Origin of the sequence: Nocardia sp. CY15, assembly GCF_009829295.1 — a bacterium.
Classification (GTDB): Bacteria; Actinomycetota; Actinomycetes; order Mycobacteriales; family Mycobacteriaceae; genus Nocardia; species Nocardia sputi.
Map to the genome: position 1 here is coordinate 123,595 of NZ_VUOT01000003.1, position 26,211 is coordinate 149,805.

At 69.6% G+C, this 26,211-nt stretch carries 26 protein-coding genes; 22 read left to right on the forward strand and 4 right to left on the reverse strand.

Going from position 1 to position 26,211, the window contains the following annotated elements:
* The first annotated feature begins 29 nt into the window (after window positions 1–29).
* The 5 genes from GVY39_RS07360 to GVY39_RS07380 all read left to right on the forward strand — a co-directional run bounded on the left by GVY39_RS07360 (window position 30) and on the right by GVY39_RS07380 (window position 5,941).
* Window positions 30–920 carry an ROK family protein gene (locus GVY39_RS07360; RefSeq protein WP_159921504.1) on the forward strand — a complete coding sequence of 297 codons (891 nt, stop codon included), beginning with the start codon at window positions 30–32 and terminating at the stop codon, window positions 918–920.
* A gap of 72 nt (window positions 921–992) precedes the next feature.
* Complete coding sequence (locus GVY39_RS07365; protein WP_159921502.1) at window positions 993–1,730, forward strand: phosphoglyceromutase; 738 nt, start codon at window positions 993–995, stop codon at window positions 1,728–1,730.
* Window positions 1,731–1,957: 227 nt separating this feature from the next.
* Window positions 1,958–4,006 carry a CocE/NonD family hydrolase gene (locus tag GVY39_RS07370; RefSeq protein WP_159921500.1) on the forward strand — a complete coding sequence of 683 codons (2,049 nt, stop codon included), beginning with the start codon at window positions 1,958–1,960 and terminating at the stop codon, window positions 4,004–4,006.
* 198 nt (window positions 4,007–4,204) lie between these two features.
* Window positions 4,205–4,624: a YciI family protein gene (locus GVY39_RS07375; RefSeq protein WP_159921498.1), complete on the forward strand. Its 420-nt coding sequence runs from the start codon at window positions 4,205–4,207 to the stop codon at window positions 4,622–4,624.
* Between the two features lie 15 nt (window positions 4,625–4,639).
* Window positions 4,640–5,941: an RNA polymerase sigma factor gene (locus GVY39_RS07380; RefSeq protein ID WP_159921496.1), complete on the forward strand. Its 1,302-nt coding sequence runs from the start codon at window positions 4,640–4,642 to the stop codon at window positions 5,939–5,941.
* Window positions 5,942–5,954: 13 nt separating this feature from the next.
* Here GVY39_RS07380 and GVY39_RS07385 read toward each other — a convergent pair whose 3' ends face one another.
* Entirely contained in the window at window positions 5,955–6,614 is a 660-nt protein-coding gene (locus GVY39_RS07385) for an NADPH-dependent F420 reductase (protein WP_159921494.1), read from the reverse strand.
* A gap of 91 nt (window positions 6,615–6,705) precedes the next feature.
* Between GVY39_RS07385 and GVY39_RS07390 the strand changes: the two genes are divergently transcribed.
* From GVY39_RS07390 to GVY39_RS07400, 3 genes are all read left to right on the forward strand, one after another.
* Entirely contained in the window at window positions 6,706–7,113 is a 408-nt protein-coding gene (locus tag GVY39_RS07390; RefSeq protein ID WP_195069606.1) for a helix-turn-helix domain-containing protein, read from the forward strand.
* A gap of 140 nt (window positions 7,114–7,253) precedes the next feature.
* Window positions 7,254–8,489 carry a cell wall metabolism sensor histidine kinase WalK gene (locus GVY39_RS07395; RefSeq protein WP_159921492.1) on the forward strand — a complete coding sequence of 412 codons (1,236 nt, stop codon included), beginning with the start codon at window positions 7,254–7,256 and terminating at the stop codon, window positions 8,487–8,489.
* Window positions 8,486–9,175: a response regulator transcription factor gene (locus GVY39_RS07400; protein WP_039802162.1), complete on the forward strand. Its 690-nt coding sequence runs from the start codon at window positions 8,486–8,488 to the stop codon at window positions 9,173–9,175. Before GVY39_RS07395 ends, GVY39_RS07400 begins: the two co-directional genes overlap by 4 nt.
* 184 nt (window positions 9,176–9,359) lie before the next feature.
* Here GVY39_RS07400 and GVY39_RS07405 read toward each other — a convergent pair whose 3' ends face one another.
* On the reverse strand, window positions 9,360–9,689 hold the full coding sequence (locus GVY39_RS07405; protein ID WP_159921490.1) for a hypothetical protein: 330 nt from the start codon (window positions 9,687–9,689) through the stop codon (window positions 9,360–9,362).
* Between the two features lie 115 nt (window positions 9,690–9,804).
* Window positions 9,805–10,677: a hypothetical protein gene (locus GVY39_RS07410; protein WP_223519059.1), complete on the reverse strand. Its 873-nt coding sequence runs from the start codon at window positions 10,675–10,677 to the stop codon at window positions 9,805–9,807.
* 65 nt (window positions 10,678–10,742) lie between these two features.
* On the opposite strand from GVY39_RS07410, the gene GVY39_RS07415 reads away from it, so the two are divergent.
* From GVY39_RS07415 to GVY39_RS07455, 9 genes are all read left to right on the forward strand, one after another.
* Window positions 10,743–11,777: a Ppx/GppA phosphatase family protein gene (locus GVY39_RS07415; protein WP_159921488.1), complete on the forward strand. Its 1,035-nt coding sequence runs from the start codon at window positions 10,743–10,745 to the stop codon at window positions 11,775–11,777.
* Window positions 11,774–13,366: a hypothetical protein gene (locus tag GVY39_RS33840; protein WP_195139289.1), complete on the forward strand. Its 1,593-nt coding sequence runs from the start codon at window positions 11,774–11,776 to the stop codon at window positions 13,364–13,366. The genes GVY39_RS07415 and GVY39_RS33840 overlap by 4 nt, the downstream gene beginning before the upstream one ends.
* Window positions 13,367–13,493: 127 nt before the next feature.
* The gene (locus GVY39_RS07425) at window positions 13,494–14,372 is read left to right on the forward strand and encodes a sugar phosphate isomerase/epimerase (protein WP_159921756.1); all 879 of its coding nucleotides are present in this window, start codon (window positions 13,494–13,496) and stop codon (window positions 14,370–14,372) included.
* A 142-nt stretch (window positions 14,373–14,514) separates the two neighbouring features.
* The gene (locus GVY39_RS07430) at window positions 14,515–15,402 is read left to right on the forward strand and encodes a thioesterase family protein (RefSeq protein WP_159921486.1); all 888 of its coding nucleotides are present in this window, start codon (window positions 14,515–14,517) and stop codon (window positions 15,400–15,402) included.
* A 32-nt stretch (window positions 15,403–15,434) separates the two neighbouring features.
* Window positions 15,435–16,253 (forward strand): pyrroline-5-carboxylate reductase, encoded by an 819-nt coding sequence (gene proC, locus GVY39_RS07435; protein ID WP_159921484.1) that lies wholly within the window; start codon window positions 15,435–15,437, stop codon window positions 16,251–16,253.
* Window positions 16,254–16,416: 163 nt separating this feature from the next.
* Window positions 16,417–16,701 carry a helix-turn-helix domain-containing protein gene (locus GVY39_RS34290; RefSeq protein WP_223519053.1) on the forward strand — a complete coding sequence of 95 codons (285 nt, stop codon included), beginning with the start codon at window positions 16,417–16,419 and terminating at the stop codon, window positions 16,699–16,701.
* A gap of 229 nt (window positions 16,702–16,930) precedes the next feature.
* A complete protein-coding gene (locus tag GVY39_RS07445; protein ID WP_003402602.1) occupies window positions 16,931–17,032 on the forward strand; it encodes a 30S ribosomal protein bS22 in 102 nt (33 codons plus the stop codon).
* Window positions 17,033–17,241: 209 nt separating this feature from the next.
* Window positions 17,242–18,315, forward strand: a complete 1,074-nt coding sequence (locus GVY39_RS07450; protein WP_236565313.1) for an NAD-dependent epimerase/dehydratase family protein — start codon at window positions 17,242–17,244, stop codon at window positions 18,313–18,315.
* Entirely contained in the window at window positions 18,312–19,319 is a 1,008-nt protein-coding gene (locus GVY39_RS07455) for a lysophospholipid acyltransferase family protein (protein WP_159921482.1), read from the forward strand. The genes GVY39_RS07450 and GVY39_RS07455 overlap by 4 nt, the downstream gene beginning before the upstream one ends.
* A gap of 6 nt (window positions 19,320–19,325) precedes the next feature.
* Here the strand turns inward: GVY39_RS07455 and GVY39_RS07460 are convergent, their stop codons facing one another.
* On the reverse strand, window positions 19,326–20,276 hold the full coding sequence (locus GVY39_RS07460; RefSeq protein WP_236565327.1) for an HAD family phosphatase: 951 nt from the start codon (window positions 20,274–20,276) through the stop codon (window positions 19,326–19,328).
* Window positions 20,277–20,467: 191 nt separating this feature from the next.
* Between GVY39_RS07460 and GVY39_RS07465 the strand changes: the two genes are divergently transcribed.
* From GVY39_RS07465 to GVY39_RS07485, 5 genes are all read left to right on the forward strand, one after another.
* Complete coding sequence (locus tag GVY39_RS07465) at window positions 20,468–20,728, forward strand: glutaredoxin family protein (RefSeq protein ID WP_159921480.1); 261 nt, start codon at window positions 20,468–20,470, stop codon at window positions 20,726–20,728.
* Between the two features lie 238 nt (window positions 20,729–20,966).
* Entirely contained in the window at window positions 20,967–21,812 is an 846-nt protein-coding gene (locus tag GVY39_RS07470) for a redox-sensing transcriptional repressor Rex (protein WP_159921478.1), read from the forward strand.
* On the forward strand, window positions 21,809–23,251 hold the full coding sequence (locus tag GVY39_RS07475) for a glutamyl-tRNA reductase (RefSeq protein WP_159921476.1): 1,443 nt from the start codon (window positions 21,809–21,811) through the stop codon (window positions 23,249–23,251). Before GVY39_RS07470 ends, GVY39_RS07475 begins: the two co-directional genes overlap by 4 nt.
* Window positions 23,248–24,303, forward strand: a complete 1,056-nt coding sequence (gene hemC / locus GVY39_RS07480; RefSeq protein ID WP_159921474.1) for a hydroxymethylbilane synthase — start codon at window positions 23,248–23,250, stop codon at window positions 24,301–24,303. The genes GVY39_RS07475 and hemC overlap by 4 nt, the downstream gene beginning before the upstream one ends.
* 145 nt (window positions 24,304–24,448) lie before the next feature.
* On the forward strand, window positions 24,449–26,011 hold the full coding sequence (locus GVY39_RS07485; protein ID WP_159921472.1) for a bifunctional uroporphyrinogen-III C-methyltransferase/uroporphyrinogen-III synthase: 1,563 nt from the start codon (window positions 24,449–24,451) through the stop codon (window positions 26,009–26,011).
* Window positions 26,012–26,211: the final 200 nt, after the last annotated feature.

The window sequence follows — 26,211 nt, forward strand, 5'->3', positions numbered from 1 at the left end:
GTGGCTCGGATCGGCGAAGGGACACGGCGTTGGCGATTCTCGCTCTGGACATCGGCGCGACGAAGTTCGCGGCCGGGGTGGTGCGCTGCGGTGCCGAGGTATGTGACGTGCGCAGGATCGACGTGCCGGACGCGGGCGTGTGGGACGCCTGTCGCGGACTGCTGCTCGAGGTGGCGGGGACGCAACGGGTCAGCGCCGTCGGCATCGGCGCCGCCGGGCCGGTGGACGTGCGCGCCGGTATCACCGGCCCGTTGAACATCCCGGAGTGGAAAGCGGGCTTCCCGGTCGTCGCCGCCGTACAGGAGCTGTTTCCCGCCGCCGCGATTCGCTTCGCCATCGACGGCGCCTGTCTGGCGCTGGCCGAACACCGCCTCGGTGCGTTGCGCGGGGTGGCCGACGCGCTGGCCATGACGGTGTCGTCGGGGATCGGCGGCGGGATCGTCTCGGACGGCAAGGTGCTGCTCGGGCGCACCGGCAATGCCGGGCACGTCGGGCACATCGTCGTGCCGGGTTGGGACACGCCGTGCGGCTGCGGCGGTCGCGGTTGCGTCGAGGCGGTGGCGAGCGGCATGTCCTCGGTGCGCTGGGCGCGGGAGCAGGGTTGGCCCGGGGCCACGGGAGCGCAACTGGCCGAGGCCGCGCACGCGGGCGACGCGATCGCCGTCGCCGCGCTGCACCGGGCGGGCACCGCGCTCGGCGCGGCGATTGCCTCGGCCGCCGCCCTGCTGGACATCGACCGCGTGGTGGTCGGCGGCGGCTTCGCGCAATCCGGTGCGCCGCTGTGGGATCCGCTGCGCACCGCGGTGGACGAGCACGCCGGGCTGAGATTCCTGCGTGAGCTGCGCGTGGAGCTGTCGCAGATCACCGCAGGCGCCACGCTGGCGGGCGCGGCCGTGCTCGCCGCGAACGAACCGGTCTGACGCCGCGCTTTCCGCGACGGCCGTGGCGGGAACCGATGCGACCCGGTCGAGCGCGCATGGGAGGATGACGGCATGACGTACTCCCTCGTGCTGCTGCGCCACGGCGAAAGCGAATGGAACGCCCTGAACCTGTTCACCGGCTGGGTGGATGTGCATCTGACCGACAAGGGCATCGCCGAGGGCAAGCGTGCCGGAGAGCTGATGGCCGAGCACGGCATCCTGCCGGACGTCGTCTACACCTCGCTGCTGCGCCGGGCGATCTCCACCGCGAACATCGCGCTGGACGCCGCCGACCGCCACTGGGTTCCGGTGATCCGGGACTGGCGGCTCAACGAGCGGCACTACGGTGAACTCCAGGGTAAGAACAAGGCGCAGATCCGGGAGAAGTACGGAGACGAGCAGTTCATGCTGTGGCGCCGCAGCTACGACACGCCGCCGCCGCCGATCGATCCGGCCAACGAGTACAGCCAGGAGGGTGATCCGCGCTACGCGGGCGTGGAGGTCCCCAAGACCGAGTGCCTGCTCGACGTGGTGAACCGGATGGTGCCCTACTGGGAGTCGGTGATCTCCAAGGACGTGCTGTCCGGCAAGACGGTGCTGATCGCCGCGCACGGCAACTCGTTGCGCGCCCTGGTGAAGCATCTCGACCAGATCTCCGACGAGGAGATCGCAGGCCTGAACATCCCCACCGGCATCCCGCTGGTCTACCACCTCGACGAGGACCTGCGCCCGGTGCGTCCGCGCGAGTACCTCGACCCGGAGGCGGCCGCCGCGGGCGCCGCCGCCGTCGCAGGCCAGGGCGGCAAATAACCGCGCACCACAGCGACCACGCGACGCGCTGTCACCCGCTCGGGTGGCAGCGCGTTCGTCTGTTCGCGAGCAGGTCCGGTGCCTTGCGACACGCCGGAGGATCGAGTGCCGGTCGGCGCGGCGGGCGGCTACCGTTCGAACGGCGGATTAAGTTACCCACTGTTTTTACCGACAAGTAGGTAGGTACACTTCGGTCGTTCGACCAGCCGAGAGGTGGATCACGTTCGATGAAGTACGCGCTCCGGGCCACGGTGGCGGCGATAGCCGTCACGATGCTCGTTCCCTTCCTCGCCGACGCCGTCGAGCCGCCGACCGGCCCGGACGGCGGCGCCGCCGGAGCGGCATGGGCGGCCACCCAAGACGGACCACAGCAGTACCCGAACATCCACATCCAGTGGGACGTCCCCATCACGATGAGTGACGGAACCGTCCTGAAGGGCAACGTCTACCGTCCCGCGGACGCCTCCGGCCGGCCGATCGACCTCCCCACGCCGACGGTCGTCAACCTGACGCCCTACACCAAGCTGGTCTCGAATCTGGCCGACCACGCCCAGTCGATTCCCGGGCTGTCCGACGCGCTGATCGAGTTCTTCCGGCAGATCGACATGAGCGGCACCCCGCTGTCCGGCGTCACCGACCTGACCAAGGCGTTCGGCGGCGGCGAACTGCGCAACTTCACCGTCGACCGGCAGTTGATCAAGAGCGGCTACTCGCAGGTGGTCGTCGACGTGCGCGGCACCGGTTTCTCCCAGGGCGTCTGGGACATGCTGCGCGGGCGCGAACAGCAGGACACGCTCGAGGTGATCGACTGGGCGTCACGGCAGCCTTGGTCCAACGGGCGGATCGGCATGAACGGCATTTCCTACTCGGGGATCAACCAGGTGCAGGCCGCCCAGCAGCGCCCGCCCGCCTTGCGGGCGATCTTCCCGGTCGTGCCGGGCAGCGACCTGGTCAACGACGTGCTGGCGCCCGGCGGCGGATTCGGCTTCAACTTCATCCCGCTGTGGCTGACCGCCATCAACGGCCTCAAGCTCCTTCCCGACCTGGCGTCGGTGCTCAACGGGCAACTGGACACCAGGTGGCTGGCCGATCGCGCCCGAGATCCGTTGACCTTCATGGACGTGCTGCTCAACGCCTACACCACCGCGCGCATAGAGGACCTCGACCCGCGCGCGAAGGAACTGCTGACCGACGATTCCGGGCCGAGGCGGGACTGGCTGGGTGATCCGGGCGAGATCCGGACGCCGACCTTCGTGACCGGCGGTTGGCACGACCTGTTCACCTACTCGGAATCCAAGATCTACAACGAGATTCCGCTGCCGCCGGGCCATAAGCAATTGCTGATGGGCGACACCTATCACATCAACTCGGGCAACGAGTACGGCAAGCCGGGCCTGCCGCCGCGGCTGGACGTGTTGCAGCGCGCCTGGTTCGACAAGTGGCTCAAGGACATCGACAACGGCATCGACCAGTACGGTCCGATCACCCTGCGCCAGCAGGGCGGCGGCTGGATCACCACCGACTCGTTCGCCGCGTCCACCGGTGCGGAGGGTTCGCAGCAGGCGTCGCACCGCAGGATGTACCTGACCGCCGCGCCCAGCGGCACCGCCGACAGTCTCTACGACGGTTCGCTCAGCCCCGAGGGCACCGGCGAGCCCGCGCGCCTGACCGTGCCGCCCGGCCTGACCAGCCTGTGCTCCAACGACGCCGCCCAAGCCACCGCGGGCGCGCTGTCGGTCATCGACGGCTGTGCGAAGGACTCCAGGATTCAGGAGTCGAACGGGCTGACCTTCACCAGCGCGCCGGTCGCCGAGCCTACTTCGATCTCCGGACGGATCGCGGTGCGGCTCAACACCGTGCAGGATGCCGCCGACGGCTACTGGGTGGTCACGGTGAACGACGTTGCGCCGGACGGGCAGTCCAGCGTGCTGTCGTCGGGGCAGCTGATGGCGTCGTTGCGGGCGATCGATGAGGCGAACAGCAGCAAGTCCGCCAACGGCGATTACACCGACCCGCGGCCGTTCACCTCGTTGGAGCAGCGGCAGATGACGGTCCCCGGCGAAGTGACCACGCTGGACATCGCGCTGCCCGCCACGGAGGCGCTCCTGCAGCCGGGTCACCGTCTGCGCGTCGACGTGTACGCGGGCAACTTCCCCAAGGGCCTGCCGATCATGCCGATGCTGATCGACACCGGCCTGCGGCCACAGCATCTGGACCTGGATCCCGACCGTCCGAGTTTCGTCAACATCCCGGTCCGCGGGAATCCGGGCTGGTAGAGCTGGGGCGCGGTCCGAGCGTGCACCCGTCGCGCATCATGTTTCACGCTGCGGGGTATGGGCGAGGGTGCACGCTTCGATCGGCGTGTTCGAACCAGGTGAAAAAAATTTCGGCGCGTGTGTCGATCTCCGAGTTCCCCCGTTCGACCTATGGGTGAGAGGGTCCAGAGAGGGACCCGAACAGTCAGGGAGACAACCATGAAGTACATGCTCATCATGCGCGCTACCGACGAGGCCTTCGCGGGGATGGCGAACACCGACTTCGAGCAGATGCTCGACACCGTGGGCAAGTTCAACGACGAGCTGATCCGGGCGGGCGTGCTGCTGGCCGCGGAGGGGTTGGAAGACGCCGCCGAGGGCGTGGTCGTCGACTACTCCTCCGAGACTCCCGTCGTCACCGACGGCCCTTACGGCGAGACGAAGGAGCTGTTCGGCGGCTTCTACATCCTCAACGTGGCGTCGAAGGAAGAAGCGATCGAGTGGGCGAAGCGGATGCCGATGACCGGCCCGGGGTTCAAGACCGAGATCCGCCGGGTCCCGACGATCGATGAGTTCCCGCAGGACAACGAGTGGATCCAGAAAGAGCGGGCGTGGCGCGAGGCCACCGGCCAGCTCTGAGCGGATCGAGGGGCGATGGCCGACCACACCGGCCGCGCAGCCGTCGCCGCGGTCTGGCGGATCGAGTCCGCGCGGATCGTCGGAGCGCTCGCGCGGTATACCGGCGATTTCGCGCTGGCCGAGGACCTGGCGCAGGAGGCGCTGGCCGAGGCGCTCGTGACGTGGCCGCGTGACGGTGTGCCACGCAACCCGGCGGGGTGGTTGCTCACCGTCGGCCGCCGTCGCGCGATCGACGCGTTCCGTCGGCGCTCCGCCCTCGACGAGAGGTACGCCGCGCTCGCCCGGGATCTGGGCGAGGGCGGCGCCGTCTCGGGCGGCTCGCCGGCCGATCCGGCCCGGGACGCCGAGGATGTGCTGTGGGACCCGGACCGGATCGATGACGACCTGCTCGCGCTGATGTTCATCTCCTGTCATCCCGTATTGTCGCGGGAGGCGCGAGTCGCGCTCACCTTGCGAGTGATCGGCGGTCTGACCAGCGACGAGATCGCCAAGGCGTTCCTCGTTCCGGCTGCCACCGTGCAGGCTCGGATCACCCGGGCGAAGAAGACCCTCGCGGCGGCCCGGGTGCCGTTCGAGCTGCCATCGGCCGGGGAGCGGACCAAGCGCCTGGGCTCGGTGCTCAGCGTGGTCTACCTGATCTTCACCGAAGGATCTTCGGCCAGCTCGGGGGCGGATCTGATCCGGCTCGGCCTCGCGAGCGGGGCACTGCGCCTGGCGCGGGTGCTCACCCGGCTGGTGCCGGACGAGCCCGAGGTCCACGGCCTGCTGGCGCTGCTCGAGCTGACCGCGGCGCGCTTCCCCGCCCGCATCGGGCCGGACGGCGAGCCGGTGCTCTTGGAGCACCAGGACCGCCGCCGCTGGGACCGCTCGGCGATTCGCCGGGGACAAGCCGCCCTGGCCCGGGCCGAGCGGGTCGGCCGGGGCCTGGGCGCCTACGGCTTGCAGGCGGCGATCGCCGAGTGCCATGCCATCGCGGCATCGGTGGACGCGACGAACTGGGAGCGGATCGTGCTCCTCTACGAGGCGCTCGGCCGGCTCGCGCCGTCGCCGGTGGTCGACCTCAACCGCGCGGTGGCGGTCTCCATGGCCCAGGGACCCGCCGCGGCGCTGCCGATCGTGGACAGGTTGGCAGCCGCCGAAACGCTGGCGCATTCGCATCTGCTGCCCAGTGTTCGCGGGGAACTGCTCGTCCGGCTGGGACGCACGCAGGAGGCGCGCATCGAACTGGAGCGTGCCAGCGGGTTGTGCGGCAACCAGCGCGAACGGGCGGTGCTCGCGCGTAAGCTCGCCGATCTCGGCTCGGTAGATCCCGCTTGACCCGTGCGGCCTGTCAGTCGGCGACGGCGAACGCGGCCTCCAACGGCGGGAACATCGCGCGGGCATCGTGTCCGGCGAACCAGAGGCCGACAGTGAATACCGACAGGGCCTCCAGGTACCGGGCCCGGTGCAGTCCGCCTGCGGGGATCGCCCGCAAGCCGAGGTCTCCGGCCAGCGAGGCGACCGCCGCCACGGCGGCCGCGTCGTCGCCGCAGATCGGCACTGCCAAACGGCGATCGTCGAAGACGCGCGCCTTCGCCTCCCATACCTCGGCGGCACACAGGTTGAACGCCTTCACCACGTGCGCCCCGGGCGCCTGCGCCGCGATCGCCTCCGCGACAGCGTCTTGCGCGAGCACGAACGCGGTGGCTCCCTCGGGCGCCGCCGTATCGGGGGCGAAGGCGTTGGTGCAATCGACGACCGTGCGGCCGGCCAGCGGCTCCGCGACGGCGCGCAGCACCTCCGGCAACGCCGGGACGGGTAACGCGAGCAGCACGACATCGCCGAAAACCGCGGCGTCGTAGATCGTTCCGGCCCGCCCCCCGATCGCGGCCGCCAGTTCCGCCGCCGCTGCGGGGGACCGTGCGCCGACGAGCACTTCGTGACCCGCCGCACTCCAGCCGCCGGCGAGTGCCCGCGCCATCGCGCCTGCTCCGATGATTCCGATTCGCATCCCAACTCCTGACTCGAAAAGTGTTCCGAGACGACGCTAGGAATTCCGATACGCACCCGGAGGTGCGCGACGGCACTGGCAAGCTGGAACAGTGAGCGCGGCACCGAGCGAACCGGTCAGCGCCGAGCGAGTGGAATTCGCGCCCTACGGCGACTACGAATCCGACTGCCCGGCCCGGATGGGTGTGGACATCTTCGGCAACTCCTGGTTGCCGGTGATCGTCTATATGCTGCGCGAAGGACCGATGCGTCCCGGCGAGCTGCGCGCGGCCATCGGCGGAATCAGCCAGAAGATGCTGACGCAGACCCTGCGGCGGATGGAGCGGATGACGCTGGTGCGCCGTCACCGTTACGCGGAGGCCCCGCCGCGGGTCGAATACGAACTGACCGCCGCGGGCGCGGACCTGCTCGTCCCGATCTACGCACTCGGCGACTGGGTGGACAAGCACGGCCACGCCGTGAACGAGGCGGTCGCCGGAGCCGACGACGAAGCGGACTGACCGGCCGGCGAATACGCTGGGATACGCCACTTCGAACAGTGCGTAAACATGCGGCTAACGGGGCCGGAAGGGCCTATGACCTGCGCGAAACTTCATGTACCCGGCGTCGGCCGACCGGTCGGCGACCGTACGATTCAAGTGTGAGTGTTCCCCAGGCCGTGCTGCTGGCCATCTTGGCGGCTGTCGTCGGCCTGGCAGTCGGCGGGCTATTGATCCCGTATGTGAATGCCAGGCAGGCCGCGCGCAGGCAGGCCGAGTCCGGTCTCACCATGTCCCAAGTCCTCGACCTGATCGTGCTCGCCTCCGAGAGCGGTATCGCGGTGGTCGACGAGTACCGCGACGTCGTGCTGGTCAACCCGCGCGCGGAGGAACTCGGACTGGTCCGCAACCGCCTGCTCGACGAGCGCGCCTGGGCCGCAGTGGAGAAAGTGCTGGCCACCGGCGAATCCGCCGAGTTCGACCTGACCGCGAAGAATCCGGTCCCCGGCCGCGGCCGCATCGCCGTGCGCGGCGTCGCCAGGCAACTGTCGCGCGAAGAGACCACCTTCACCGTGCTGTTCGCCGACGACGATTCCGAACAGGCCCGCATGGAGGCCACCCGGCGCGACTTCGTCGCCAACGTCAGCCACGAGCTCAAGACCCCGGTCGGCGCGATGAGCCTCTTGGCCGAAGCTTTGCTGGAATCCGCCGAGGACCCGGAGGCCGTGCGACACTTCGGTCAGCGCGTGCTCGGTGAATCCCGCCGCCTCGGCAAGATGGTGACCGAACTCATCGCGCTCTCCCGCCTGCAGGGCGCGGAGAAACTGCCCGAACTCGAGGTGGTGGACGTGGACACGGTGGTGATGCAGGCGGTCGATCGGTCCCGCACCGCCGCCGAGGCCGCCGGGATCACGGTCAGCACCGACCGCCCCAGCGGGCTGGAGGTGCTCGGCGACGAGACCTTGCTGGTCACCGCCCTTTCCAATCTGGTGGAGAACGCGATCGCCTACTCGCCGGCCGGTTCGCACGTATCGGTGAGCCGCTCGCTGCGCGGCGATCACGTGGCGATGGCGGTCACCGACCGAGGCATCGGCATCGCCAAGGAAGACCAGGAGCGAGTGTTCGAGCGATTCTTCCGGTCCGACAAGGCGCGGTCTCGCGCCACCGGCGGCACCGGGCTGGGCTTGGCTATCGTCAAACACGTGGCCGCCAACCACAACGGGGAAATCACCCTGTGGAGCAAGTTGGGCACCGGATCGACGTTCACCTTGCGCATACCCGCCCACCACGAAGCAGGCGCGGACGAAGACCACGACGGCGCCGTGGTGAGCACGAAAGAAACAAGCCCGCGTCCCACCGGACCGGGCCGACCGAATGGTGTGGAGGCACGCAGATGACGAGTGTTCTGATCGTCGAGGATGAGGAGTCGCTGGCCGATCCGCTCGCGTTCCTGCTGCGCAAGGAGGGTTTCGAGGTCACCGTGGTCGGTGACGGGCCGTCCGCGCTCGCCGAGTTCGACCGGTCCGGGGCGGACATCGTCCTGCTCGATCTCATGCTGCCCGGCATGAGCGGCACCGACGTGTGCAAGCAGTTGCGCACCCGCAGCGGTGTGCCGGTGATCATGGTCACCGCGCGCGACAGCGAGATCGACAAAGTGGTCGGCCTCGAACTGGGCGCCGACGACTACGTCACCAAGCCGTATTCCGCTCGTGAGCTCATCGCGCGCATCCGCGCCGTGCTGCGCCGCGGGGCGGGCGACGAGCTGGAGGGATCCAACGAGAGCGGCGTCCTGGAAGCAGGCCCGGTCCGGATGGACGTCGACCGGCACACCGTGATGGTGAACGGCAAGCCGGTCACGTTGCCGCTCAAGGAATTCGACCTGCTCGAATACCTGCTGCGCAATTCCGGGCGGGTGCTCACCCGCGGTCAGCTGATCGACCGGGTGTGGGGCGCGGACTACGTCGGTGACACCAAGACCCTGGACGTGCACGTCAAGCGGCTGCGCTCGAAGATCGAGGCGGACCCGGCCAAGCCGGAACACCTGGTCACCGTGCGCGGCTTGGGCTACAAACTCGAAGCATAGAGAGCGAACTCATCCGGCTCGGCCGAAAACCCATGTGCTCACGAAACGGAACCTCCGTCTTCGTGAGCACATGGGTAACTCACCGGGTATGCCCAGAACACGAGTGGCATCGCGACGCGGGATCTGAACGCGAATCCCGCGAGACCTGACCATTACGGCCTGAAGACCCGGCGAGGCGGGGTGGTCAGGGGAAGTAGATCCAGGTGGTGCCGAGCGGGGTCTCGGTCTTCTGCAGGGTGATCCAGCCGAGGTCGTCTTCCTGCATGCAGTCGTAGAGGTCCGCGGTGTTGGTGCCACGGCAGGCGATGGTGTGCGAGGTGCCGTACGGGCTCGCGATCAGGAGCTTGCCCGCGGCCTTGGCATTGATCGCGGCGGGGTCGGTGGCCGCCACGAACTCCGAGGTGAAGTCGTAGAACTTGTGCGGGTCGCCGTTCGGCTCCGCGTGGGCTACTCCGGTCAGCGAGAGGGCGGCACCCAGAGCGATGGTCGCCACGGTGAGAACTTTCTTGGACATAACGGCACATCAAACCCGATCCGGGTGAAGCTCGCATGGCGACGGGGTGAACCCCGCGCTGGATCACACGGCGCGCGGCGACCATACCGAGCGCTCGTTCGGCAAACGATCGCGATCAGGGGAGCGGATCCACGCAGTCCCGCATCCGCTCGGCGTGCACCGTCGCCGGATGAACGGCGATCAGCCCGAGGCCCTCGCGGCGTTTGCAGTGCCGGGCCAGCTCGGCGTAGGCGGGCGCGCCGATCAGCTCGGTGAGCTCCGGAGCGTAGGACTGCCAGACCGGCTTCGCGCCGACGTGGGCGTCGGGGGAGCCGGAGCAGTACCAGTCCAGGTCGGCGCCGCCGGGTCCCCAACCGCGGCGGTCGTATTCGGTGATCACGGTCCGCAGGATCTGCACCCCGTCGGGCCGGTCGACCCAGTCCTGGGTGCGGCGGATCGGCAGCTGCCAGCACACGTCCGGCTTGACCTCCAGCGGCTCGATGCCGCGCCGCAGCGCCATGCTGTGCAGCGCGCACCCGATGCCGCCCGCGAAGCCGGGACGGTTGAGGAAGATGCACGCGCCCTCGAACCGGCGTGTGCGCAGCGCGGGCTCGTCGTCGAGCTCGTCGAGTTCCAGATAGCCGCTCTTGGTGACCTTGCCCTGCGCGTTGGCGGCTTCGGGCAGCAACTGCCAGTCCTGCGGTGTGAGCAGTTTCACAGCGCGGCCCAGGCGTTTGCGGTCGTCGTCGTCGGCGAGGAACGCGCCGTGCGAGCAGCAGCCGTCATCCGGCCGGTCGGAGAGGATGCCCTGACAGGCGGGCGTGCCGAACACGCACGTCCAGCTCGACAGCAGCCAGGTGAGGTCCGCGACGATCAAATGCTCGTCGTTTGCCGGATCGACGAACTCGATCCACTCACGGGGAAAGTCGGGGTCGACCTCGGGGGCCGGGTCGATCTTCCCCGCTGGTCGGGGCCGGGTCGGGCTGCTCGGGGATGCGCCTACCGTCACGAAATAGGACGCTAACAGTTCAGTCGCCTGGGCTGAAGTGCCGCACCACCCAGTACCGTGTTCATGTGCGGCTTGGGGTACTCGATGTCGGAAGCAATACCGTTCACCTGCTCGTGGTGGACGCGCATCGTGGCGGTCATCCCCTGCCGATGAGCTCGACGAAGGCCACCTTGCGGCTCGCGGAGAACATCGACGAGGCGGGCTGCATCACCGAGGCGGGCGCGCAGCGGCTGATCGACACCGTCGCCGAATTCGCCAGCATCGCCGAGACCTCCAAGTGCGTCGAGCTGATGCCGTTCGCCACCTCCGCGCTGCGCGAGGCGGCCAACTCCGAAGAGGTCCTCGGCCGGGTGCGCGCGGCGACCGGCGTCGAGCTGCGAGTGCTGTCCGGCGTCGACGAGGCGCGGCTGACCTTCCTCGCGGTGCGCCGTTGGTACGGCTGGAGCGCCGGGCGCATTCTCGATCTGGACATCGGCGGCGGCTCCTTGGAGATGACCAACGGCGGCGACGAGGAGCCTGATGTCGCGTTGTCCTTGCAGCTGGGCGCGGGCCGGTTGACCAGGGAATGGCTGCGGGAGGATCCGCCGGGCAAGCGCCGGGTGGCCGTGCTGCGCGACTGGCTCGACGCCGAGTTGGTGGTCCCGGCGAAGAAGCTGATCGAACCGGGCAAGCCCGATCTGGCCGTCGGCACGTCGAAGACGTTCCGCTCCCTGGCCCGGCTCACCGGAGCGGCGCCGTCCGCGGCGGGTCCGCGGGTGCGTCGTACACTCACGAGCTCGGCTCTGCGCCAGCTGATCGCGTTCATCTCGCGGATGACGGCGTCGGACCGTGCAGAATTGGAAGGCGTAAGTTCCGATCGGTCACAACAATTGGTGGCCGGCGCATTGGTCGCGGAGGCGAGTATGCGGGCACTTTCGCTGGATTCCTTGGAGATTTGTCCGTGGGCGCTGCGTGAAGGGCTCATCCTGCGCAAACTGGATACCGATATGAATGGTGGACCCGAAGCAACGTACTCAGCGGGCTCGGCGGCCGGAGACGGCCGACCGGCGTCCGACGGTGGCGCGCCGCTGCCGGGCTCGATCGGGACGGTGTCGTCATGAGCGAGGACTCCAAACAGCTGTCGGTCGCGGAACTGCTGGCGCGTAACGGCCAGCAGGGCGCCTCGTCGGGTGGTGGCAGACGCCGCCGCGGTGGCCGGGGCATCTCCGTCGCGGAACTGACCGGTGACCTGCCGGTCATCCGGGAGGGCGGTCATTCCGCGCACGCCGCGCCCGAGTCGGGCGCCCAGGAGCAGGCCTACGCGCCGCCCTCGTTCGAACCGTCCGCGCCCGAGCCGGTTTCCCACCCCCCGGAGCCGCAGCCGGACCCGTCGTCGTATTCGCCCATGTCGGGCCCGATTTCGATGTACGACCCGCTGGCCGGTTACGCGCAGCCCGACTCGCCACAGGCCGATCCGCCGCCGGGGCGATCCAGCCGCGTCATGCCCGGCCGGGAGATGCCCTCGTCGCGGCACAGCACGTCGTTCGATCCGCTCTCGCCGGATACCCCCGTATCCGATCTGTTCTCAGCCGCCCCCGGCCCGTACGTCCCCGATCCGCCGGGCGGCGTGCCCGAGACGTCCCCGCGTTCGGGTCGCAGGCGCAGGCGTGAGGAACCGGACGAATCGGCCACCGAGGTACGGTCCTGGCAAGAGACGCCGTCCGAGTCGTTCGGCCTGGCCGCGCCGCCCGACCGGGGCGTCGCCGAACCGGGCTTCGGCGGCTACGCCGAACCCGGCGAGCCAGATTTCGGCCGGGCGCCTCTTCCCGAGCGCAATGGCGCCGGGGGCGGGCGCGCGGCCCGGCGCAGGGCGGCGGAAGCCGCGGAAGCGGCCGAGGACCTCGGTCCGTCCACCGCGGCGTGGTCTCCGTCCACCGGCGGCTTCGCCCCCGAATCGGAACCGCTACCCCTCCCGCCGCCGCCGGATCCGCGACCGAAGCCAGGTAGACCGGTTCCGCCCGAGCCGCAGCCGGAGGGGCAGCGCAGACCGAGTCGGCGCAACGGCGCGGGGGAGAACGGTCTCCCGGCCTGGTCGGCCCGGCGGCACAAGCCGCAAGCCGATCCGCCGCCGGCATCCGCCGGCATCCCCACCGCCGCCTGGTCGCTGGCCAGCCAGGACCAGCAGCTGATCTCCGGCCAGACGGTCGCGGGCGACCTGCTGCGCGACGGGGTCGACCGGGCCGAGCGCGGCGCCGCGGAACGCGGCAGGCGCAATGGGCGCGGTGGGCGTGCCGCCGTCGACCCCGCGGAGATGGACGGCGTCACCGACGTCTACGAGCCGATCACGGTGGACGAAGACGACGAGGACGACATCGCCGACGAGCCTCGCGCCGCCCGGACCACCTCGCCGCGCCGGTCCAGGGCGGCGAAGAAGGCGGAGTACGACGCCAATCGCCGCCAGTGGATGATCCTCGGCGGTCAGAGCACCGGCGCCGCCGTCGCGGGCATGTTGCTGTTCAAGGGCTTCGAGCGCATGTGGGAGATGCTTCCCTGGGTGGCGCTGGCTCTGGCGATGATCGTGATTCTCGGCTTGGTGGCGCTCGTGCGGATTCTGCGCAAGACCGACGACATCCTCAGTACCGTGATCGCCGTGGTCGTCGGCATCTTCGTCACGCTGGGCCCGCTAGCCTTTCTTCTCAGTACGAACTGAGTAGGGAGCCGTCGTGGGGAATATCGGACAGGCGAACGAGACCGGGGTGCGGCCCGCGCCCGAGGCGGGGTCGCGCACGGGCGCCGGTTCGCCGGGTGACCTCGATGGCGCGTCCCGGCCGGAGCCGATCCAGGTCGGCCTGTCGACCGCCTCGGTATACCCGCAGAACACGGAGGCCGCGTTCCGATATGCCGCCGAGCTCGGGTACGACGGCGTCGAATTGATGGTCTGGGCCGAGCCCGCCAGCCAGAGCATCGCCACCGCGCAGGCCTACTCCCGCGAATACGGTGTCCCCGTGCTCGCCGTGCACGCGCCGTGCCTGTTGATCTCGCAGCGGGTGTGGGGCTCGGACCCGGTGGCCAAACTCGAGCGCAGTGTGCACACGGCCGAGGCGCTCGGTGCGAGCACGGTCGTCGTGCACCCGCCGTTCCGCTGGCAGCGCCGCTACGCGGCGGGGTTCGCAGCGCAGGTGGCCGAGCTGGAAGAGAACAGCCCGGTGATCGTCGCGGTGGAGAACATGTTCCCGATGCGCGCGGACACGCTGTTCGGCCGACGTGAGGGCGCGGTGAAACGGCTGGAGCGGCGCGGTGGCCCGGGGCCGGCGCTCACCGCGTTCAGCCCCTCCTACGACCCGACCGATACCGGGTTCCGTCACTACACCCTGGACCTGTCGCACACCGCGACCGCCGGAACCGATCCGTTGGCCTTGGCGGCCCGCATGGGTCCGGGTCTGGCTCACCTGCACTTGGCCGACGGCCGGGGCGCCGCACACGACGAACATCTCGTTCCCGGCGAGGGCACGCAACCGTGCGTGGAGGTGTGTGAGAGCTTGGTCCGCAACGGCTTCTCCGGCCAAGTCGTCGCCGAGATCAACACCCAGAACGCGCGCACCACCAAGGAGCGGGCCGCCATGTTGCACCGCACCCTGGCCTTCGCCCGCGCGCATCTGACTGCCGCGCCCACACCCACCGGCGCGCGACGTGGGTCGCCCGAACCGCCGGTGTGACGCTCGTCGCTACCCCCGCACGGAGAGATGCGGTGCGGCCCGCGCCTCGTTGTACGCTGTACGAACGCCGCTCGGCGACAGTGCGGGCTACGACGCCGCGAACGACGCCATCGGGTGCGGTCGACGGAGGACAGGAGTGAGGATGACGACGGAGCTGACGGCCGACTTCGGCCCGGTGGCCACGACCGACGCGCCGTTCAGCCAGGTGTGCGCGCTGACCGAGGCGCCACCGGCCACGCCGGGGACCGGGCGCTATCTCGGCGTCATCGACGACATCTGGACCATCGGCCCGAAGGTCCACGGCGGGACGATGGTCGCGGCCAGCGCCGCGGCAGCCGCCAATTGGCTGCGCGCGTCCGATCCCGCCCTGGTGGACATGGCCCCGATCGCCGCCAGCTCCGATTTCCTCGGCGCCCCCAATCCCGGCGAGGTCGAATACGAGGTGCGCGTCCGCAAGATCGGCCGCCAGATCTGCCTGGCCGACGCCGACCTCGTCCAAGACGGCCGCGTCCTGGTGCGTACGGCGCTGACGTTCAGCCGCCTCGACGACACCGACCCGATCTACGCGCCGGAGCATGCCGACATGCCCGCCCAGCCGCCTGCCGACGCGATCGGCTACGAGCCCGGTTCGCCGATGGGCGAGATCGTGCACGTGGGCCAGGGCGCGGAGATCTATCTCGACCGCGAGTGGGCGCGGTTCCTCCAAGGCGCGAAGGGCGAACCGCGCCTGCGGCTGTGGATGCGCCCACGCCAGGGTGACGAGCAGGATCCCGAGGTCGCGATGTACTTCGCCATGATGAGCGCCGACATGAGCCCGCCGGTGCCGACCAACCTGGGCCATTTCGGCTGGGCCCCCACCGTGCAGATGACCACCTACTTGCGTCGCAGGCCCGCGCCGGGCTGGCTCCGGATCATCGCCACCACGCACGAGGTGGGCAAGCGCATGTTCGACGAAGATCAACTGGTCCTCGACTCGACCGGTGCGGTCGTCGCGCAGAGTCGTCAGCTGGCGCTCGTTCCCCAGCGTTGAGTCTCCGCGCGCGCCGTCTAGCCTTGAGCCCCATGACGAGAATTGCGGTGATCGGTGGCGGGCGCATCGGGGAGGCCTTGGTCGCGGGGTTGCTGGAGTCCGGGCGGCTGACCAAGGACTTGGTCGTCGTCGAGACCCATCGGGAGCGGGCCCATCAGATCGCTGATCGCTTCGGTATCCGGGTCACCGACGATGTGGCCGATGCCGCCGTCGGCGCGGATTTGCTGGTGATCGCGGTGAAACCGAGCGATGTGGACGCGGTACTCGCCCCGCTGGGCAAGGCGGAGATCGGCAGTGATCGCGATCAGGTGCTGGTCTCGCTCGCGGCCGGTGTGCCGACCGCGCGGCTGGAGGGCAAGTTGCCCGCCGGTTTCCCGGTGGTGCGGGTCATGCCGAACACGCCGATGTTGGTCGGGCAGGGGATGAGTGTCATCGCGCCGGGTCGATACGCGCGCGAGCAGCATCTGGAACTGGTGACCGAGGTGCTCGGCGCGGTCGGCAAGGTCGTCGCGGTGGCGGAGAGCCAGATGGACGCGGTCACCGCGGTGTCCGGTTCGGGGCCCGCCTACTTCTTCCTGGTCGTCGAGGCCATGGTGGACGCGGGCGTCGGGCTCGGGCTCACCAGGGACGTGGCCACTCAGCTCGTCGTGCAGACCATGGTCGGTTCGGCCGCTCTCCTGGACGGCTCCAGCCAGTCCGCCGCGGAACTGCGCGCCGCGGTCACCTCGCCCGCGGGCACGACGGCGGCCGCCATCCGCGAACTCGAGCGCGGAGGACTACGCTCGGCATTCCTGGAGGCCCTTTTCGCGGCCAAGCAAAGGTCGGCCGAACAAGGCGCATCAGCGGAGTGACCGGTCTGTTTAAATTCGGAAAACCCGATTTCTCACACCCGTCGCAGTAACACCACTGGTCCCGCTAAGCTTCAAGGAGCACGTGCGTGTCTGTTCCGCCGGTGGGGAAGCCGGCGGCGCGGACGTGCCGGAGGTCAATGGTGCAATGATGTCTGCGAACAAGATGTCTGCGAATTCCGGAGCGTCCGGCGGCTCCGGTCCCGCGGGCGGTCGGGGGAACGCCCGTCCACAGCGTGAGGCCGCGACGCAGGGGCAACCCGTGCTCGGCGGCGGCACCCAGTTTCTCACCGTCGCCGAAGTGGCGAGTCTGATGCGGGTGTCCAAGATGACGGTCTACCGGCTCGTGCACTCGGGCGAGTTGCCCGCCGTGCGCGTCGGCCGATCGTTCCGGGTACATGCCAAGGCGGTACACGACTATCTGGAAACGTCCTATTTCGACGCCGGATGAGGCGGTTTCGGGACCGGCCGGGCGTGCCGGTACGATAGCTCCTCGGTTCGTGTTCGCCCGCCGGTGGCATCGCTGTTGGTTGCCTCGTGGTATCCGGCGGCGCGAACACGGGGCGTGAGGCTTGCCGAGCGACCCTGGCCCCCGTGGGCCGGGGTCCCGGCGGACGGGCGTCCGGCAATCGCGCACGGGCAGCGTGCGCGCCGAGTAGAGAGAACGCGAGGACAACCCTATGGGTTCTGTGATCAAGAAGCGCCGCAAGCGCATGTCGAAGAAGAAGCACCGCAAGCTGCTTCGCCGTACGCGTGTCCAGCGGCGCAAACTCGGCAAGTAAGGCATCGCTGCGTGATAGCTGCGGGGGCCCGTCACCAATAGGTGACGGGCCTTTTCGTTTGAAATTTCAAATTTTGGAATTATCATTTGTATCGCGTGACTGAAGTCATCGTTAGATCCTGGTTAATACTCTCGGTGGGCGGGTAACGACCCGCTACGCTAGGTGCTGGGAATAATCACAACGGCGACTGGCAGAGGAAGCGGGTGCCGGTGGGTTCTGAGGGTCGGGAAGGACACACACCGAAGGTCGTGCTGGTCACCGGGGCCAGCCGGTTCTTCGGTGGCACGGTCGTCGCCCGGCTCGCCCAGGACGCCGGGATCGAACGCATTCTCGCGGTCGACACGATGACGCCCGGCCGAGAGCTGCAGCGGCGCATGGGCCGCGCCGAGTTCGTGCGCGCGGACATCCGAAACCCGTTGATCCGTAAGGTGATCGATGGTGGCGAGGTGGACACCGTCGTGCACACCGCCTTGCTGACGCGCCCGCCCGCGGGCGGCGGGCGCGCGGTCATGAAGGATCACAACGTCCTCGGCGCGATGCAGCTGTTCGCGGTGTGCCAGAAGGCGTCTTCGGTGCGCCGGGTGGTGCTGCGCTCGTCCTCGGCGGTGTACGGTTGCAGTGCGAAGGATCCTGCGAAATTCAGCGAGGAAATGAGCGCGCGCACACCGCCGCGAGGCGAGTTTGCGCGCGACATGATCGATATAGAGGGTTATGTTCGCGGGCTCGCCCGCCGACGCCCCGATATCGCCACGTCAATTCTGCGATTCGCTCCGATCGTGGGCCCGCGGCTGGCCGCCCGCGGCGTGCAATACTTGCGTTCGCCGGTGACACCTACCGTATTCGGCCGGGACGCCAGGATGCAGCTGCTGCACGAGGAGGACGCGGTGGCCGCGCTGACGCTCGCGGCGCGCACCGCGGCGAGCGGGACGTACAACATCGCGGGTGACGGCTCGCTGTCGTTATCGCAGGCGGTCCGGCGGGCGGGCCGGATCGAGCTGCCGGTGCCCTTCACGGTGTTCCGCACGGCGGGTCGCTTGCTCATGGGCCCGGTGATGCGGGAGTTCTCCGCCGAACAGCTCGACTATTTCCACTTCGGTTGTGGCCTGGACACCACGCGCATGCGGACCGAACTCGGGTTCGTGCCGCGCTGGACGACGGTGCAGGCGTTCGACGACTTCATAGGGGGCGCAGCGTTGCGGCCCGTGGTCGATCCAGCGTGGATCGACGCCGCAGAACACAAACTGCTCGGCCTGCTCGGGGCCGGTACGGGAGCACACCAATGAACGACGTAGCGAAAGTCATCCAACTCCACGATCTTCAGATCGAGACTCGTCAGCGGCCGGCGCCACGGCGCCTGGCCGCTCCGAGCCCGGTGACATCGCTGAGCGAGCGGCGAGCGGCGGCGGTGCCTCCCGCGCCCGAGTCGCTGTCGGGAATGCTGCGTGGCGCGCTCGGCAAGCAGATCACCAAGACCGCTGATTTCGCCCGGCGCAGGCTCACCGGCGACTATCAGGTCGACGAGTTCGGCTTCGACGAGCACCTGCTCGAATCGGTCATCCTGCCCGCCCTGCGGCCGCTGGCGGATCTGTGGTTCCGGGTGGAGGTCAGCGGGATGGACAATCTCCCGGAGGCCGGTGGCGCGCTGATCGTGGCCAATCACGCGGGCACCATCCCGCTCGACGGCCTGATGCTGCAGCTGGCCGTGCACGACCGGCATCCCAAGCAGCGCGCGTTGCGCCTGCTCGCGGCCGATCTGATCTTCGAGACGCCGGTGCTCGGTGTGCTGGCGCGCCGGGCGGGCCACACCCTGGCCTGCCGGGAGGACGCCGAACGGCTGCTGCGCTCCGGCGAGCTGACCGGTGTGTTTCCGGAAGGGTTCAAGGGCGTCGGCAAGCAGTACTCCGATCGCTACAAGCTGCAGCGCTTCGGCCGGGGCGGCTTCGTGGCCGCGGCGGTGCGCACCGGCGTGCCGATCATCCCCTGCTCCATCGTCGGCTCCGAGGAGATCTACCCGAAGCTGGCCGATCTCAAGCCGCTGGCCCGGCTGCTCGGCCTCCCGTACTTCCCGGTGACGCCGCTGTTCCCGCACCTCGGCGTGCTCGGCGCGGTGCCGCTGCCATCCAAGTGGTACATCGAATTCGGCACCCCCGTCTCGACCACGCCGTACGAGCCGGAAGCCGCCGACGACCCGATGACCATGTTCGAGGTCACCGACCAGGTACGCGAGACCATCCAGCAGACGCTCTACAAGCTGCTCACCAAGCGCCGCAACGTCTTCACGGGGTAAAGACGGTTACTGACCGTCGCGGCGGCGGGTGACCGCCGCGGCGACGGCTCCGCCTGCCGCGCCCAGGGCCAGCGCCGTCGGCACGCCGATCTTGGCGGCCTTGCGACCGGTCCGGAAGTCGCGGATCTCCCAGCCGCGGTTCTTCGCGACTTCGCGGAGATCGGAGTCCGGATTGATCGCCACCGCGGTGCCGACCAGCGAGAGCATCGGCACGTCGTTGTGGCTGTCGGAGTACGCGGTGCACCGCTTGAGGTTCAAGCCCTCGCGGATCGCCAGCGTGCGGACCGCGTGCGCTTTGCCGAGGCCGTGCAGGATGTCGCCGACCAGTCGCCCGGTGAACTTCCCGTCGACGCTCTCGGCCACGGTGCCCAGCGCTCCGGTGAGCCCGAGCCGTTTCGCGATCACCTGCGCCAGCTCCACCGGGGTCGCGGTCACCAGCCACACCTGCTGGCCCGCGTCCAGGTGCATCTGCGCGAGCGCGCGGGTGCCCGGCCAGATCTTGTCGGCGATGATCTCGTCGTAGATCTCCTCGCCCAGCTCGGCCAGTTCGGCGGTCGAGCGCCCGGCGATGAACGCCAGCGCCTTCTCTTTGCCGCTGGCCATGTCGGTGCTGCTCTCCTTGCCGGTGACCCGGAATTTCACCTGCTTCCAGGCGACGTCCACCAGATCGGAGGTCTTGAAGTACTTGCGCGCCGCCAGGCCGCGGGCGAAATGCACGATCGACGCGCCCTGCACCATGGTGTTGTCGACGTCGAAGAACGCCGCCGCCGTCAGATCGCGCGGCGCCTCCGGGGGCTGAGCCTCGCCCGCGGCGAGCTCCGCGTCGTGCAGGGTCAGCGCGGCGTCGGCGCTGGCCTCACCGGCCAGATTGGCCCGCAATTCCTCTTCGCTGGGGCCGAAAGGGCTGCGCGAGATGCGGGCGAGCTGGTCCTGCAGACCCTGCAGGCCTTGGCCCATCTGGCTCAGATTCCACCGCGCCGGAAACTCACCGAATCGTCCCGCGATGAATCCGGCCCTCGCCACCTTCGATCGTTCCGGCACCAGTACCTCCGCCCGTCGCGCGAACCATGTCAACAGTAGCCGGATCGGCTGACAGTGACGGCGGAAGGCGGCGTGCGACACAATCGCGTGGCGGATTAAATACCCGCATGACCAATCCCACACATTCGGTGACATTGCTGACTCGCGCGGGCTGCGGGCTGTGCGCGACCGCACTGGAACAGCTGCGCGCGATCTGCGCCGAATTCGGCATCGAACCGGGGACCGTGGACGTCGACGAAGCCGCCGGCACCGACCCTGGCCTGCGCGCGGAGTACGGCGACCGGCTTCCCGTCGTCCTGCTCGACGGCCGCGAGCACAGCTATTTCGATGTCGACGAGACCCGATTGCGGGCGGACCTGAAGCGCTGAGGCGCCCGTTTTCGGTCCGATTCGGCCGCTGTGCTGGTCGCAGCGGAAAATGAGGCCAATTTCACCGACTTTGTGCAGGGCTTCACAAGCAGTTACGGTGGTGGCACGCGACCCGCATGCCGAGGCTGCGGAGCCGCCCCGAAATCCGAAACTTCGACACCATGGCACCGGACCGCCCCCGGGTCAGAGGGGTCGAGCGACGAACCGGTGCCCGAGCCCGGTACGAGGAGCCGACGACGTGACAGAGCAGCATGAGGCGCCAGGCGGCGTCTCCGGCAGGGCTCTGCAGAAGGACATCCCGCAGGCCACCGTCGCGCGGCTGGCTACCTACCTTCGGGTTCTCGCCATGTTGGCCGACGACGGTGTTGCCATCGTATCGAGTGAGGAACTGGCTGTCGCGGCGGGTGTCAATTCGGCCAAATTGCGCAAGGATCTCTCCTTCCTCGGCCCCAACGGCGTTCGCGGCGTGGGCTACGACGTGGCCAAGCTCCGCTCCCGGATCGAAGACGTGCTGGGGCTGTCGAAGGGCCACCGTGTCGTCCTGGTCGGCGCGGGCAACCTGGGCCGGGCGCTGGTCGGCTACGGCGGGTTCCGGCGGCGCGGTTTCACCGTGGTCGGCATCTTCGACAGCCATCCCGAGGTGATCGGCATGTCGGTCGCCGGTCTGGTGGTGCGCGATGTCGCCGAGCTGGCAAGCGCGGTCGCCGAGCTGGAGCCGACGATCGCGGTCATCACTGTTCCCGACGACGCCGCCCAGGACGTGTGCGACCGGCTCGTCGCGGCCGGACTGCAGTCGATCCTGAGCTTCGCCCCCCGCGAGCTGGTCGCACCGGCGACGGTCGAGGTCCGTCGCGTCGACTTGGCCGTGGAGATGCAGATGCTGTCGTTCGAGCGGGTACGCAACGCGGAGCAGACCCCACTGCCGGAGGTGGCGCACGCCGGATCGGGGCGCATCGCGCATCGGCTGCCGTCGCCGCACGCGGCGCCCGCGCACCCGGCGCTCCAGCACTCGGCAACCTCGCATACGACAACCTCGCATACGGCAACGGAGCCAAACAGCAAGGGATCGGTGGTCACACCATGAGTGTTCTCCTCGTCGGCATCTCGCACCGCAGCGCGCCGGTTCCGGTGCTGGAGAAGGTGGCCGTCACCGATGCCGACCGGCCGAAGCTGATCGACCGTCTACTCGCATCCAGTCACGTGTCCGAGGCGATGATCGTCTCCACCTGCAACCGGGTGGAGGTCTACGCGGTGGTCGACGCCTTCCACGGCGGTCTTGCCGAAATCGGCGACCTGCTGACCAAGCACTCCGGGCTGCCGATGCCCGATCTGACCAAGCACGCCTACGTTCGCTATTCCGAGGCCGCCGCCGAGCATCTGTTCGCGGTGGCCAGCGGCCTGGACTCGATGGTGGTCGGCGAGCAGCAGGTACTCAGCCAGATTCGCGGCGCCTACGCCTCCGCCGACGCGCAGCAGGCGGTCGGGCGGACACTGCACGAATTGGCGCAGCACGCGCTGCGGGTCGGCAAGCGGGTGCACGCGGAAACCGGCATCGATCGCGCGGGCGCGTCGGTGGTGTCGGTCGCGCTGGATCGTGCGCAGCAGGTGCTCGGCCCGCTGGCGGGCCGCACCGCCGCGGTCGTCGGTGCGGGCGCGATGGGGGGTCTGGCGGTCGCGCACCTCTCGCGCGCCGGAATCGGCCGGATCATCGTGGTGAACCGCACTCTCGGGCGGGCGCGCAGACTCGCGGAGACCGCGCGGACGCACGGTGTCGAGGCCGATGCCGTGGAGCTGTCGCGGCTCACCGAGGCGATGTCGGCCTCCGATGTGGTGGTCACCTGTACCGGCGCGGTCGGCGCGGTCGTGACCCTCGGCGACACCCACCGTGCGCTCACCGAACGCGAGCGCGGCGAGGAATTCGCCACGGTGGAGCGGCCGTTGGTGTTCTGCGATCTCGGCTTGCCGCGCGACGTCGAGCACGCTGTGGCGGGGCTGCCCGGCGTCACGCTCATCGACATCGAGAGCTTGCAGCGCGATCCGGCCGCAGGCGCCGCCGCCGACGACACCGCGGCCGCCCGCTCGATCGTCGCCGACGAACTCGCCAAATACCTCGCCGGACAGCGGATGGCCGAGGTCACCCCGACGGTGGCCGCGTTGCGCCAGCGCGCCGCGGAGGTGGTCGAGGCCGAACTGCTCCGCCTGGATTCGCGGCTGCCCGGCCTGGCCGACCCGGAGCGTGACGAGGTCGCGCGCACGGTGCGCCGGGTCGTCGACAAACTGCTGCACGCGCCGACCGTGCGGGTCAAGCAGCTCGCGTCCACGCCGGGCGGCGACAGCTACGCCGAGGCGCTGCGCGAATTGTTCGAACTCAAGCCCGGTGCGGCGCAGGCGGTCGCCGCGCCGATGGAGATCACCGCAGTCACCGGCGATGGCGCCGAAATCACATTGGCCGACGGGGATATCGCGCTGGCCGACGACTTCACCGCGGGCCATCGCGGCGAGGAACAGGGGCAGACGGCATGACCATGGTGCACCAAGAAGGCAGCGCGACCACGGAGGGCACCCGTACGCCGTGGCGGATCGGCACCCGGGGCAGCCTGCTCGCGCTCACCCAGGCGGGCACGGTGCGTGACGCCCTGATCGCCGCGGGGCAGCCCGCCGAGCTGGTCGTGATCAAGACCGCCGGTGACCTCTCGTCGGACCCGGTGCAGAAGATCGGCGTCGGCGTGTTCACCTCCGCGCTACGCGACGAGCTGGCGGCGGGTGCGATCGACATCGCCGTGCACTCCTACAAGGATCTGCCGACCGCGCAGGACCCCCGCTTCACCATCGCCGCCATTCCGCCCAGGGAGGACCCGCGCGACGCGCTGGTCGCCCGCGACGGGCTGGTCCTCGGCGAGCTGCCCGCCGGCGCCAAGGTCGGCACTTCCGCGCCGCGCCGCGCCGCCCAGCTGCGGGCGCTCGGGCTGGGCCTGGACATCGTCCCGCTCCGCGGCAACCTGGACACCCGGCTGCGCAAGGTGAGCGAGGGCGAGCTGGACGCCGTCGTGGTGGCCAGAGCCGGACTTGCCCGCATCGACCGGCTGGACGCGGTCACCGAGGCGCTGGAGCCGGTGCAGATGCTCTCCGCCCCCGCCCAGGGCGCGCTCGCGGTGGAATGCCGCAGCGACCACGCCGCCCTGGTGGAGATCCTGTCCGGCTTGGACGACGCGGCCACCCGCGCGTCGGTCGTCGCCGAGCGGTCGTTGCTCGCCGAACTGGAGGCGGGCTGCACCGCGCCGATCGGCGCGCTCGCCGAGGTCGTCGAATCGCTCGACGACGAAGGGCGGATCGTGGACGAGCTCTCGCTGCGCGCGTGCGCGGCGGCGGTCGACGGATCCGACGTGCTGCGCGCGTCGGTGGTCGGCGACCCGGCCGACGCCGAGGAGCTCGGCCGTGCGCTTGCCCGCGAGTTGCTCGACATGGGCGCGCGCGAGTTGCTCGCCGTCGAACCGGACGACGGTTCCCCCACCCGGGCGGTGAGTTCGCCCACCACAGACTTGCCCAACCCCAGCCCAATGGAGAACAGCCGATGAGCGAGTGCCAGCGAGCGAACAACAGGCACAGCCGAGCTCTCGCTCGTGACGGAGCCGAGCGACAGCGAGGCGGAGTCATGAGTGAGCGAAACATAGGCACCGAGCCCTCGGGCATGCCGGAGCCGAGCGAAAGCGAGGTGCTGGCATGAGCCGAGCGACGAAGAAGCACCCCGGTCGGATCCTTTTCGTCGGATCGGGCCCGGGTGACCCGGCGCTGCTCACGGTACGAGCCCGTGAGGTGATCGGACGGGCGACGCTGGCGTTCACCGACCCGGACGTCGACAAGGGCGTGCTCGCCCTCATCGGCACCGCGGTCGAACCAGGGCCCGACGGGGAGCGTCCCGTCGACGTGCGGCCCGCGCTCGGCGAGCCCGCCGAGGTGGCCAAGACGCTGATCGCCGAAGCGCGCGGCGGCCACGACGTGGTGCGCGTCGTCGCGGGCGACCCGCTGACCACCGACTCGGTGATCGCCGAGGTCAACGCCGTCACGCGGTCGCACATGGTCTTCGAGGTGCTGCCCGGCCTGCCCAACGGCTCCGCGGTCCCCAGCTACGCGGGCATCGCGCTCGGGTCCGGGCACACCGAGGCGGACGTGCGCGGCGAGGTCGATTGGGCCGCGCTGGCGGCCGCACCCGGCCCGCTCGTGCTCCACGCGACCTCCGGGCATCTCGCCGAGACGGCGAGCGCCCTGGTCGAGCACGGCATGGCTCCGCAGACCCCGGTCGCGGTGACGGTACGGGGCACCACCCGCCAGCAGCGCACCATCGAGGCCACCCTGGCCACGCTGAACAGCGCGGCCTCCGAGCTGGTCGGCCCCTTGGTGGTGACCATCGGCAAGGTGGTCGCGCACCGCTCGAAGATGTCCTGGTGGGAGTCACGCGCGCTGTACGGCTGGACCGTGCTCGTGCCGCGCACCAAGGATCAGGCCGCGGAGATGAGCGAGCGGCTCGTCACGCACGGCGCCATCCCGATGGAGGTGCCGACCATCGCGGTCGAGCCCCCGCGCAGCCCCGCCCAGATGGAGCGCGCGGTCAAGGGTTTGGTCGACGGGCGCTACCAGTGGGTGGTGTTCACCTCCACCAACGCGGTGCGCGCGGTCTGGGAGAAGTTCGCCGAGTTCGGTCTCGACGCGCGGGCGTTCTCCGGCGTGAAGATCGCCTGCGTCGGCGAGGCCACCGCGGACAAGGTGCGCTCGTTCGGCATCAACCCCGAGCTGGTGCCCAGCGGTGAGCAGTCCTCCGAAGGCCTGCTGGCCGACTTCCCGCCCTACGACGACGTGTTCGACCCGGTGAACCGGGTACTGCTGCCGCGCGCCGACATCGCCACCGAGACGCTGGCCGAAGGGCTGCGCGACCGCGGCTGGGAGATCGACGACGTCACCGCCTACCGCACGGTGCGCGCCTCGCCGCCGCCCGCGGAGACCCGCGAGATGATCAAGACCGGCGGCTTCGACGCCGTCCTGTTCACCTCGTCCTCCACGGTGCGCAATCTGGTCGGCATCGCGGGCAAGCCGCACGCGCGCACCATCGTGGCGTGCATCGGCCCCAAGACCGCCGAAACCGCCATCGAATTCGGCCTGCGCGTGGACGTGCAGCCCGAGGTGGCCCAGGTCGGTCCGCTGGTCGAAGCGCTGGCCGAGCACGCGGCCCGGCTGCGTGCGGAGGGGCTGTTGCCGCCGCCGCGCAAGAAGAGCCGCCGCAGCCGGTAACCGGGTCGGTCCTGGCAGCTCCTATCGTGAACAGCGCATGCTCGGTTTCGCTTCGCTCGACCCCGGAGCTTGGTCAGTGTGCTGAGGTCAGGGCGGCCGTTGTGGCCTGGTCGCCAGGCGGATATGCGTGCTGCCGCGTCACTCGGCCTGGAGTAGAGGAGGGCGCACCGCCCTACCGTGGCGGAGGCTGCCGAGCCGAT